At 41.8% G+C, this 12,389-nt stretch carries 10 protein-coding genes; 2 read left to right on the forward strand and 8 right to left on the reverse strand.

The features are described 5' to 3' along the window. Positions 1-12: 12 nt before the first annotated feature. The 4 genes from NSMS1_RS20135 to NSMS1_RS20150 all read right to left on the reverse strand — a co-directional run bounded on the left by NSMS1_RS20135 (position 13) and on the right by NSMS1_RS20150 (position 4,285). Entirely contained in the window at positions 13-1,080 is a 1,068-nt protein-coding gene (locus tag NSMS1_RS20135) for an aliphatic sulfonate ABC transporter substrate-binding protein (RefSeq protein WP_224086533.1), read from the reverse strand. 325 nt (positions 1,081-1,405) lie between these two features. Further along, entirely contained in the window at positions 1,406-2,209 is an 804-nt protein-coding gene (locus NSMS1_RS20140; RefSeq protein ID WP_224086534.1) for a hypothetical protein, read from the reverse strand. 59 nt (positions 2,210-2,268) lie between these two features. Beyond that, positions 2,269-3,084, reverse strand: coding sequence for a hypothetical protein (locus tag NSMS1_RS20145; RefSeq protein ID WP_224086535.1), 816 nt, complete (start codon positions 3,082-3,084; stop codon positions 2,269-2,271). Between the two features lie 130 nt (positions 3,085-3,214). Beyond that, a complete protein-coding gene (locus NSMS1_RS20150) occupies positions 3,215-4,285 on the reverse strand; it encodes an LLM class flavin-dependent oxidoreductase (protein WP_224086536.1) in 1,071 nt (356 codons plus the stop codon). A gap of 436 nt (positions 4,286-4,721) precedes the next feature. Between NSMS1_RS20150 and NSMS1_RS20155 the strand changes: the two genes are divergently transcribed. Beyond that, positions 4,722-6,041: an LLM class flavin-dependent oxidoreductase gene (locus NSMS1_RS20155; RefSeq protein ID WP_224086537.1), complete on the forward strand. Its 1,320-nt coding sequence runs from the start codon at positions 4,722-4,724 to the stop codon at positions 6,039-6,041. 87 nt (positions 6,042-6,128) lie between these two features. After that, a complete protein-coding gene (locus NSMS1_RS20160; protein WP_224086538.1) occupies positions 6,129-7,184 on the forward strand; it encodes an LLM class flavin-dependent oxidoreductase in 1,056 nt (351 codons plus the stop codon). A gap of 141 nt (positions 7,185-7,325) precedes the next feature. Here NSMS1_RS20160 and NSMS1_RS20165 read toward each other — a convergent pair whose 3' ends face one another. From NSMS1_RS20165 to NSMS1_RS20180, 4 genes are all read right to left on the reverse strand, one after another. Next, the gene (locus tag NSMS1_RS20165; RefSeq protein ID WP_224086539.1) at positions 7,326-8,369 is read right to left on the reverse strand and encodes an aliphatic sulfonate ABC transporter substrate-binding protein; all 1,044 of its coding nucleotides are present in this window, start codon (positions 8,367-8,369) and stop codon (positions 7,326-7,328) included. 155 nt (positions 8,370-8,524) lie between these two features. Next, positions 8,525-9,574, reverse strand: coding sequence for a sulfonate ABC transporter substrate-binding protein (locus NSMS1_RS20170; protein WP_224086540.1), 1,050 nt, complete (start codon positions 9,572-9,574; stop codon positions 8,525-8,527). Between the two features lie 772 nt (positions 9,575-10,346). Continuing rightward, complete coding sequence (locus tag NSMS1_RS20175) at positions 10,347-10,688, reverse strand: 4Fe-4S binding protein (protein WP_067774188.1); 342 nt, start codon at positions 10,686-10,688, stop codon at positions 10,347-10,349. Positions 10,689-10,700: 12 nt separating this feature from the next. Continuing rightward, positions 10,701-12,341 (reverse strand): FAD-binding protein, encoded by a 1,641-nt coding sequence (locus NSMS1_RS20180; protein ID WP_224086541.1) that lies wholly within the window; start codon positions 12,339-12,341, stop codon positions 10,701-10,703. Between the last annotated feature and the right edge of the window lie 48 nt (positions 12,342-12,389).

A 12,389-nucleotide genomic window follows, 5' to 3' on the forward strand; every position in this document is an offset into this window, starting at 1 on the left:
AAAACTTTACGATTATTTGTCATAAACCCAGTTATATTTCGGGTCACTGACATCTATTTTCTTGGGAATAACTTTGAGTTCATAAAAGGCATCAGCCATGCGTTGTAAACCTGCCAAAACTTCCCCGGTTACAGGTAGTACTTTACGTTCTCCACCACGTTCTTCGACAATCTCCATCGTCTTGATATCGGCTTTGTAGAGTTTGGATAGCAGTTGTGCCGAATCTTTGTAGTTGTTTTTAGACCAAACCCCAGCCTTTTCTATCTCCTCCAAGACAATCTTGACAATATCTGGATAGTCTCGGACAAACTCTGGAGCAGCATAATAAAATGCAGGACTTTCCGTTGCTGCTTTATCACCAAATACAGTAGTGTTATCTGCTAATAGACGAGTGGGAAGTTTACGTTCTGCTTCGGCGGTGTAAGGGTCCCAAATTACCCACGCATCAAAATCTCCCCGTTCAAAGGCGGGTAAAGCTTCTGCTGGTGTGAGAAACACGGGTGTAATGTCACTATATTTCAAGCCAGCCTTTTCTAAAGCACGCACAATCATATATTGGGAACTCGCGCCTTTAGCAAAAGCAACTTTTTTTCCTTTTAAGTCTGCAAGTGTTTTGATTGGTGAGTTTTCCAAAACCAGAATAGCGGAACTCCTGGTGCTACTGGTACTCGCCGCTACTCTAACAAAAGGTTTATCTCCAGCTTGAGCAAAGACACTACCAGTACCGCCACCACCACCAAACACAATCGCACCTACACCCATCCCCTCAAGTAAGGGTGCAGTCGAGGAAAATTCATTCCAAGTTACGGAAATTCCTTGAGGTTGCAAGCGTTTCTCTAAGCTTCTTTGCGCTTTGACAATATTTAGTAACGCCATTCCCTTTTGATGTCCCATTTTCAGCACTGTCAGCTGAGGAACTTGGGGTTTTTGTGCTGGCGCATCGGCTGAGTTACTAGGAGCGCAAGAGGCGATCGCCACACTCAAACCAACACCAAACACAAACAATAAGCCAAAGCTTTTTAGCCTTTGACCTCTACTTTTCAATACAGATAAAAATTGATTTATCAAGCGAGTCAACATTTTTTAACCCTTCGCCTTATGGCAGATTGTCTCAATTTAATTTCCGGTTCTTGTTAATATTTAATTTTTAATTCTTTACGTCAATTAACAGATAATTTTTCTACGCCAAAACTTTAAAATCGCTTTGCAGAAATTTTTCTTCCTATTAGATAGGTTATGATATAACTATTGCTTACAAAATTATTGTGTTCATGAGAACTAAATTTTAAAAATTGTCATATCGACAAATAAAATATTAGTTAACAGCAAAAACTATCACTAATCGTTAAGGTAATTAGTGATAGTTTTTACATGGCAAAATTTCACCTATCTTTATAGGTAGAGTTTATTTATTAATAGAAGTTAGTTGAGGATTGGGAATATCTAACAAGTAAGAAAGTACTTCTTTACGCCAAGAATCATATACTGGTTCAATACCTTGGGTATTAGCACCATTAAACTTTTCTGCATCCTGCCAACGTTGTTTGATATAAGCTGCGCGTCGCTGTTGGAGTTCTTCGTCCAATTCTAATAATTGTCCTGCAAGTTCCGCCCTTTCATTGGGTGAAGCTTGCTCAAACTTTTTCCGCCACCAATTGGCAATAGTTATACGATGAATAGCTTCATCATCGCTAAATCTCTCACTACTTTGTTCTGCTAAGACAGCATCACCAATTCGTGAGGTTAATTTATTAATCCAAACTTGGGGCAGAATATGATGTTCATAATGTAATTCCCAAGCCAAGAAACCTAACCAATTCCGGTAGGGTAAATCTTCTAAAAACTCCCAATGGAGTTGAGCTTCCTTACGAATATCATCAATCGGGTCGCGTCCGGTTAGGGCAATCACTCTTTCTCGAAATGCGATCGCATGAGCGCCGTCATCACCAATTTGTCTACTCAAAATTAAATGCAAATCAGGGTCAGCAATCAACCAAATAGCCTTACTAGCTGCTTGTACAATAGATAAGTCATGACCACCAGTAGCGGCCCAATACTGATAAAAACCTTCTTTTTCTTCTTCTGTAATTGGGGGAAGACTAGCGTGTTCACGAGTCAACGGCACATGAGGCGCGTGTTTACTAATTAGTTTTTCCAGATTTTCTTTTTCAAACTCTACAGTCCATTCACGGGTTAAAGTTGCACTCACGCTGCTTTGCTCCAAATTTAAAATTGGGTAGTAAATATGAGCTAATTATTTTCCAGACCCTAATCATTCACACTCACAAGCTTGGGCAGTTTAGATACAGGAATATCCAAGAAGTAAGATAGAACTTCTTTCCGCCAAGTATCATAAAGAACTGGCAAATCATCAACTTCAATCCCAATAGCTTTTTTGCTCAATTGCCAATGATCCCGGAGGTAAGGGTTGCGCCGACGTTGACCTTCTTCATCAACTTCTAGGACTTGTGCGATTAAATCCTCCTTCTCGGCTGGGGAGGCTTGATCAAATATGCGTTGCCACCAATCTACAACGCCTAAGCGGTGAACTGCTTCATCTGGTAAGATTCTTGCTGCCGCAAACTTAGCTGAGTCTGGGTCGTTGATTTTGCTGGTACGGCTATTAATAAATAACAAAGCCACTATATGAAGCTCATAATGCAACTCAAAAGCCAAAAAGCCTTGCCAATTACGAATAGGTAAGTCACCCATATAATCCCAATGCTTCTGTACTTGCTTTTGGATATCATCAATGGGGTCGCGTCCAGATATTGCTTGCGCTCTTAAACGAGTATTTTGAGCGTGTGCGCCATCATCACCCAATTGACGACTTAAAAATAGCTGTAATTCTGGATCAGGAATTTGGTCAATTATTTTGGCACAGACTTGCACAATAAATAGATCATGGGCTGCACCAGCTACACGGAAGCGATAGAAATTTTCTTTTTCTTCTTCAGTCTGCGGTGGTCTGGGTTCTTCTAAGCGCTTTTTCGGCAAATGGGGAGCGTGTTTATCCAACAGTTTGTCGAAAATTTCTAGTTCTAAATCAGTAGTCCAAGCTGGACGAGTTAATGTTGCGGTCATAGTTGATTCCTGTGTGGTTGGATATTTCGGAACTATGGCTGACTTAGCTGCCAATCTTTGATTTCAAAGTCAGATTTCCACAATTTTTGGTCAGCAAAGAGGAGAATAACTTTTGACTATGGACTATAGACTAATGACTAGCGATCGCTTCACTTTCTACTGTTAACTTCCGCACTCTTGGTATAATCTCCGCAGAAAAGCGTTCCATTTCTGTGGCAAAGGGTAGGAATTGCAACATGAACGTATCAATTCCTACCTTAGTAAATTCGGCAATACGATGAGCCACTGTGTCATAACTACCAACTAAGCCAGCAGCAGTACCACCGTTACTACCAACGCCAGGGTATTTAGCCATATTCTTAAACATGACGACTTCTGAATCTACGCCTTTGAGTAGTTCTGTGCGATCGTCTTGTGCCAGTACCATTGCTCTGAGGTTTTCATATTCTGCTTCCGCCTCTTGGTCTGTTGGTCGAGCAATGACAAAAGCTGACATAGCAAAGCCTAGAGGTTGAGAACGATGGTGAGCTTTTTGTCTGACCTGAGTAATAGTTTCTCGAATAACTTCAATCGGACGACCGTTAAGGAAAAATGTATGCGCTTCTTTAGCTGCTAGTTCGTGCGCCGGTTCTGACTCCCCACCCACATATACACGCGGATGTGGTTTGGCTATAGGTGCTGGACTCAACTTTAAATTATTGATGTGAAAATAATCGCCTTGGAAGTTAACTTTTTCTGCACTCCATAAGGCTTTTACCACCCTAATCCATTCATCAGAATATCGATAACGTTCATCATGAGATAGGAAATTGATCCCTGGTTTTTCCATCTCTGGCTTGAACCAAGCACTGACTAAGTTAATCGCAAAACGTCCACCACTGATAGCATCGATACCTAAAGCCATCTTGGCTAAGACGGCTGGATGAAACAATAAAGGTTTGACAGCTGCAATAATCTCAATCGAACTTGTTGCTTCGGCAAGTGCTGCTGCTGCTGTCCAGGTTTCTAACTGGTCAAGTTCTTGGTTCCTGGGATTGATGATATGTTGCGCTATTAAAGTTGTGGTAAATCCGCACCTTTCAGCCAACCGAATCAAATTCTTGGCTCGTGAGTAACTAGCATCACGAGGTTCAAGCGGATGGTTCATCACGCCGCAGTTGCCGTAGACAGGTATCCAAATCCCGTAGCGTGGCTCAGACATAGCTTTCTAGAACCCTTATAATAGGCGCTAATAGTAAATTTTGCACCAATACAAACTACGGTAAATTAGTCGATTTACTGTAGTATATTAAGAGGGTTGCACAGATAAGCGTAAAAAACAAGGGGGTGGGGAGAAATCAATTCAAAATTCAAAATTAAAGAGTTATGCCTGGTTGGTGAGCGCAGTCGAACCACTGTCTTTTCAACATGGACTGTTGACTATTGACTAATGACCAATGACTAAGTATGTCATTTTGCTAACACCTATTGCTTTTTTTAAGTAACTATGAGATTTTTTTCTCAGACAAACTACTGTTACTCGACCGATTTATCGTAGTTAAAATCTTGGAGAGCCAATTTATTGTAGTAATTTACCCTCTGCTATTGCACATAACAGTGGTAGCCAAGATGTGACTTGGTAAGGAATACATATCTTCATGAGACAAATACATCTAGCTGGTTTCCTGCTTGCTTCGCAGGTTGTTCACTCTCATGCGGTTTGGCGGCATCCCAGGACTGAACTAGGCTTTCTGGAGGCTGAATATTATCAAAATATTGCTCGTATTCTAGAGCGAGGCAAGTTTGATTTAGTCTTCTTCGCAGATTCTTTGACAATGCCTGATACTTACGGAGGGAGTTTTGCCGAGAGTCTCAAGTATGGCGCACAAGGAGCAGTAAGGCTAGACCCGTTATTACTTGCTACTACGATGGCAGTTGTTACCAAGCATATCGGCGTTGGTGTTACCCGTTCTACCACCTATTATCAACCTTATGATTTAGCCAGAGGATTTGCGACTCTTGACCACCTCAGCCGAGGAAGGGCAGCTTGGAACGTAGTGACATCAAGTAGGGCTAGTGAGGCGGGAAATTTTGGTTTTGACCAGCATCTAGAACATGATTTACGCTACGATCGCGCTGATGAATTTCTTGAAGTAGCCTTTAAACTTTGGGGTAGTTGGGAAGAAGGAGCCTTAGTTTTAGATAGAGAAAATGGCATCTTTGCCGACCCCACAAAAGTTAACTACGTCCACCATGTAGGGCAATGGTTGAAAGTGCGGGGGCCTTTGACTGTTCCCCGTTCTCCCCAAGGGCGACCACTAATTATTCAAGCTGGTGCTTCTAATAAAGGTAGAGAGTTTGCGGCTAAATGGGCAGAGTTAATTTTTGAAATTAGTCCCAATCTCACAGCCATGAAATCCTACTATCAGGATGTGAAAACTCGCATGGCTAAGTATGGACGCGATCCTGATAACTGTAAGATTTTACCTGCGGTCATGCCTTTTGTGGGAGAGACAGAAACCATCGCCAAAGAAAAGCAAACCTTTCACAATGAGTTAGTGCATCCAATGGCTGGATTACTAACTCTATCAAATCATGCAGGTATTGACCTATCACAATACTCTCTAGACCAACCCATAGAAAAAATTGATGTGCAAAGCTCGCACGGAGTGTTTGCCGTAGCGCAAAAACTAGGTGTAGAGCAAGGTTTAACTCTTAGAGAATTAGGCAAGATTTATGGGAGAGGCTTAGTTGTACCGCAATTAGTTGGTACTCCTACCCAAATTGCCGACCAACTAGAAGACATCTTTCATCAAGAAGGCGGAGACGGTTTCATCATTTCCCCCGCCTATCTCCCTGGAGCCTTTGAAGACTTTGTTGATTTAGTCGTTCCCGAACTACAAAAACGCGGACTGTTCCGCAAAGAATATACAGGAAATACACTCAGAGAAAATTTGGGTTTGGTCAATAGTCATTAGTCATTAGTCATTAGTCATTAGTCATTAGTCATTAGTCATTAATCATTAGTTCATCTCCCCACACTCCCCACAAAACTTGAGGTAAAAATGTCAGAACCACGCTACGGTATATGGGCCCCTGTTGGCGGTAACTTTGGCCCCCTGAATGCGCCAGATGAACCAATTGATGCTAGTTATGAGCGCACGCGATCGCTAGTATTAGAAGCAGAGCGTTTAGGATATGTCACCACCTTAGTAGCACAGCATCTTGCTAACCCGCGTAGTCTAGATTTAGACCAGTTGGAAACTTGGACAGCTTGCGCAGCTTTGGCTGAGGCTACGGAAAGTATAGAAATTATTGCAGCCATTAAACCTTTACTATTTCATCCAGCCGTCTTAGCGAAGATGGCTTTGGGAATTGATGCTATCAGTCAGGGACGTTTTGCTATCAATCTTATTAGTGCTTGGTTTCGTCCAGAAATGGAGCGGACTAATATTCCCTTCCCTCCCCATGATGAACGTTATCGCTATTCTGGTGAATGGTTACAGGTTGTCAGAGCCTTGTGGAGTGGAGAGCGAGTTAACTTTGAAGGTGAATATTTCAAAATTCAAGACTTGAGCCTGCGACCTTTTTCTGTCGCTCAACCCTATCCTCGGATTTATTTAGGAGGAGCATCAGACCCAGCGCAGATTTTAGCATCTCAACAAGCTGATGTTTACTTCATTAACGGTCAACCGATTGAAGATGTACGCAAAGTAATTAAGCAAGTTTTAAACCGTCCTCGTCCCTTACCCCAAGCAGTGCGCTTTGGTCTATCAGCTTTTGTTATCGCTCGTCCCACAGACGAAGAAGCACAAGCAGAATTAGAACGATTGATGGGACGGCAAAAGCTGGAAGAACAATATAAATTAAGTGTTGCTAAAGGTGTTGACCCAGAAGCGGCGATGTTTAAACTTTTTGCCAAAAATCCGGCTGTTGGCGGTAATGGTGGCACAGCCGCAGGGTTAGTAGGCAGTTACGATACTGTAGCAACTCGCGTTGCAGCTTTCGTTGATGCAGGTATCGATACTTTCATGCTGCAATTCAATCCTTTCGTCCAAGAGATGACACGCTTTGCTCAAGAAGTTATACCTCGCGTGCGACACTTACAAAAAGTGGCTTAAAGCGAAACTTGCAGGGTAAGCGCAAACAAACAAAGTAGTTTTGTGGATTAAATTCTCCCGCTACAATGCTTTAGCGTTGTAGCGGTGGTCAATAAAGAACCCTGGATTTTTAGTAAAACAGGGTTCTTTGTTGTTGAAGTTTTATTTTAGACGCTTGGGTGTAATTGCCTCATATATTTGAGTCGAAAGAAGTGCATCCCTGATGTTTATCTTGCGAGGAATGATTTTTTCTTGAAAATAGAAATCAGCTACTTTTTGTTGTTCAGTAATTATAGAAGGTGATAATCTTCTTAATCTAAATGTGCGTCGCCGCGCCACTTTTTCTAAAACTGTTACTTCTAATTTCAATTCAGGAGCAAAAGCTTTAGCAACTTCAGTAGGATTTTTTTCCGCCCATTCGCCCACCTTGTCGGCTTCTTCTAAAAACACTCGCACTAATTCGGGATTTTGATTCACAAATGCACGTCTACCCAGATAAAATCCGCCCAAAGTGTTAATTCTTGCCGCATTCCTTAAGTTACGGATAGGAATAATTTTTTCTACCAAAGCCAAAAATGGATCACTAGCCACCCAAACTTCCACTTTATTTTGGATAAAAGCATCGCGGGCTTCCGATGGAGTTAATCCCACAACTTGCACATCACTAATTTTTAATCCTACTTCTTGTAGAGCTTTTGCCAGTAGATAATGTGCATTTGAACCCCTTTGAAAGGCAATTTTCTTACCTTTAAGGTCAGCTACTTTTTTAATAGGAGAATTAGCTCTAACTACGATACCTTGGTTTTCTCCTCTGCTGGGTGTACGTCCTGCAATGTATATAACTTCTGTAATACCTGCGGCTTGAGAAAATATTGGTGGTGTCTCTCCCACATTACCAATATCAACTTTTCCTGCATTCATTGCTTCTATTAGTTGTGGCCCGGCTGGGAAAGGCCCTACCCAATTCACTTTCACTCCCAAAGCTTGAAAACGTGGTTCTACAACTTTTCTGACTTTAACGATATCTCCAGAAGTTTGATAAGCCAAGTTAATTACTTTAGAAGTAAATCCAGGTTTTGATTGAGCTTGAGTGCTTTGTACTAAACCACCTACTAAGGGAGTTGATAGAGCAAATAATCCTACTGTTGAATATTGAATGATGCGTTTGAAAAATGTGCGGCGTTGAGAAAAAAATGGTATCTTCATGGCTATTGATAATTGATAATTTAGAATTGACAATTGTTTCATTCAAGGTTTAGAAACTTTCTTTTCAAAGAGAAAGAATAAAATAGTTCCTCTTCCCAATCCTCTTATTTCCTCTAGGGGGGGTAATTGTCAATTGTCAACTGTTAATTGTCCATTTATCGGCTGCTAATACGCTGAGGCGTAATTGCTGCATATTGTTGAGAAGTCAACAATGCCTGTCTTATATCAATTTGTTTAGGTATTATTTTATTTGCGTAAAATAAATCTGCGATTCTCTGTTGTTCAGCAATTAGAGAGGGAGTTAGCCTTCTTAAGCCAAAGGTGCGTCGGCGGACAACAGTTTCTAAAAGTGATGGTTCGAGTTTGAGTTCAGGTGCTAGCAGTTTTACCACTTCTTTGGGGTTACTTTCTGCCCATTGTCCTAGTTTGTCTATCTCATCTAATATTACTTTCACTACTTCAGGATTTTGGACAGCAAATTCACGCCGAGCTAAATAAAATCCACCTTGAGTTGCAATTCTAGCCGCATTTCTTAAAGTACGAGCGCCAGCATTTTTTTGTACAAAAGCATAGAATGGGTCCCAAGTTACCCAAGCATCAATTTTCCCTTGTAGAAATGCGTCACGAGCTTCTGCTGGAGTTAAACTAATGGGCTGAATATCACTAAATTTTAATCCTGCTTCTTTTAAGGCAGCCAGAAGTAAATAATGTGAAGCTGAACCTTTTTGAAAGACTATTTTCTGTCCTTTCAAATCTGCAACTTTCTTGATAGGAGAATCTTTTCTGACTACGATCGCACTACCTTCACCCTTACTAGGTTTGCGTCCTGCAATATATACTAATGGTGCGCCAGCTGCTTGAGCAAATATTGGGGGAGTCTCACCCACTGAACCAATATCAACCCTACCTACGTTCATTGCTTCTAGTAGTTGTGGCCCAGCCGGGAATGGGGCCCACTCTACATTTACACCAATTTCTTTTAGTCTTGGTTCCAAAACTCCTTTAATTTTCACTAAATCCCCAGAAGTTTGATAACCAACTCGTACTACCTTGGTATTAACTCCAGAACGTCTTGCTTGCTGTTGAGCTTGAGCTTGTAATATATCTCCCAGAACCGGAGCAGTAAAACCAGACAATCCCAAAGCTGAATATGTTACTAAACCCTGTAAAAATCTTCGGCGTTGTGGTTGAAATTGTTGACTCATAAAATGCGCTTTTCTTCCTAGTTTTTAGATTTGGTATCTTACTTAGAAATCTGCGTAAGATTTAGGTAGATAGACATAGCTATTGGTGAGATGACTGGAATTTGATTGCTACCCATCATTTTGCAGATTTTGGGTTAGCTTATAGTCAGCCCTCATTTGGTTATATCTACTTATCAGAAGTTAGTAAATAACTTCCTAAAACACCAATTCATAGATAGCATTATGCTAATAATTCTATACCCAAGATTGGAGATATGCTTTGGTATATCTTGAGGTATTGTATTAGTGATAGTTGAAAAATTGATGTTTTAGGGATTTATTCAAAACTCGTCATTGAAAAACAACTCTAATATAGGAATCTGCTTTGATTCGTGAAGTTACTCGTGACAGACGGAAGGGAACAGGGAACAAAAATTGTACTGAGACTATTTCAGAAATCAAATATTAATCCTATGGAAAAGTGTAAATTTTATTGAGTGTGAAAATGTAAAATAAAATTTTATTCGACTCCATCTCTTTGTATATGCAATGTCATATTTTAACTGTTTGCATATATAAATAAAGTGTTGACAAACACAAATTATTAATAATATAATCAATTATTACTATATATTTATTTTAATGATTCAAGTTGAGTGAAATAAAAATATAAGCCTAATTAATTATTTATAAAAAGAAAAAGGAGTGGGTTTTCTCCACTCCAATTTAAAGCACGCGGTAGTTAAAATTGAATATTTAAAGTCTAAAAAGGCAAGTTTTTCTAGGCAGCAAGTTAACTCTGATAAGGACGGGGTAGTTGACGCAATTTGTGAGCAGTATCCTGTTCACTGTTGTTTTTTCTGCCATATCCCCAACCCAAGATGCGGCGATATTCGCCCATAATGCCGCTAGCAATTAACTCATCCTCATTGACTTGAATTTCGGTATGAGACTCAGGTGCAACATAGAGCGCATCCGCAGGGCAATATGCTTCACACATAAAACAAGTTTGACAGTCTTCCTTACGAGCGATCGCAGGTGGTTGATCGGGAACTGCATCAAAGACGTTAGTAGGACAGACTTGGACGCATAGATTGCAGTTGATACAGAGTTTATGGCTGACAAGCTCAATCATGATATGCTCCGGCTAGGACTTGGATACAGAGGGTGCGGTTTGGGTGCTTAAGACTGGTGGTGTAGCAATGGATTCCGTAATCCAATCGCGTCTTACCCACAACTTATCTAAACCGCCTGTGGCTTGGTAATAACGCTGATTCGGGTCGGTTTCAGGATAGTCCACACGGATATGTTCGCTACGGCTTTCTTTGCGATGTAAGGCGCTAAAGTATGCCCATCGTGCTACAGCCGTCAGCGCCGCAGATCGACGAGAAAATTCCACATCACGCACAGTATCTTGTTTTGGCTTCCCTTTCACTTGCTGCCACAGGGTTTCTAATTTGGCGAGGGAATCCAAAAGCCCTTGTTCAGAACGCAAGTAATTCTTCTCCAATGGGAACATCTGCGCTTGTACACCACGCGCGATCGCCTCATTATCGTAGGTTTCTGAGGAGGAAGAACGTAATCCCACCTGACCAGTAGGATGGGCAACCCGTTCATTGGCATGAGCGCCTAAACTCTTGGCAAAGGCTGCTGCCCCTTCTCCTGCCCATTGCCCTGTGGAGATTGCCCAGGCGGCATTGGGGCCGCCACCCCCAGAGGCTAACCCGGCTAAAAATTCCCGCGATGCTGCATCACCAGCAGCATACAAACCAGGAACTTTAGTAGCACAAGTTTCATCGATAATCCGAATCCCACCAGTACCCCGGACTGTACCTTCCAAAACCAGGGTGACAGGTACTCGTTCTGTATAGGGGTCAATGCCTGCTTTTTTATAGGGTAAAAAGGCTATGAAGTGAGACTTTTCAATCACTGCCTTGACTTGCGGCGTGGCTTTATCCAGACGAGCATAAACGGAGCCTTTCATCAAGGAATTAGGCAGGAATGCGGGGTCACGACGACCATTGATATAACCACCTAAATCATTGCCTGCTTCATCGCTATAACTAGCCCAGCCAAAGGGAACGCCTCTTGTCACCGTCGCATTGAAAGCGGTGGAGATGGCATAGTGATTAGACGCTTCCATACTAGAGAGTTCGCCGCCAGCCTCTACAGCCATCAACATGCCATCGCCTGTATTGGTATTGCAACCCAAGGCTTTACTCAAGAAGGCACAACCACCATTCGCCATAACTACCGCAGATGCACGCACAGTATAGGCGCGATGATGTTGCCTCTGTATACCTCTAGCTCCAGCTACAGAACCATCATCCGCTAATAAAAGCTCTAACGCCGGACTTTGATCGAGAATCTGCACACCTACACGCAAAAGGTTTTTACGCATTACCCGCATATATTCGGGGCCATAATAACTCTGACGCACAGATTCGCCATTTTCTTTAGGGAAACGATAGCCCCAACTTTCCACTAAAGGCAAACTCAACCAGGTTTTCTCAATAACCCGCTCAATCCAACGTAAACTAGCGAGGTTTTTGCCTGCACGATAACGCTCCCATAAAACCTTATCCCAATTCTCTGGAGAAGGAGCCATGATGCCATTACCACTGGCAGCCGCAGCACCGCTTGTACCTAAAAAACCTTTATCAGCAATGATGACTTTAACTCCTTGTGCGGCGGCCGCCCAAGCTGCCCAAGCTGCGGCAGGGCCACCACCAATTACTAATACATCAGTAGTTAGTTGTAATTCATCTTCTTTATATGCTGTTACCAATTCTCTTTCCTCCTTATACCTTGCATTATCGATATAATTTTTTTATGG

This window comes from Nostoc sp. MS1 (assembly GCF_019976755.1).
Taxonomy (GTDB): domain Bacteria; phylum Cyanobacteriota; class Cyanobacteriia; order Cyanobacteriales; family Nostocaceae; genus Trichormus.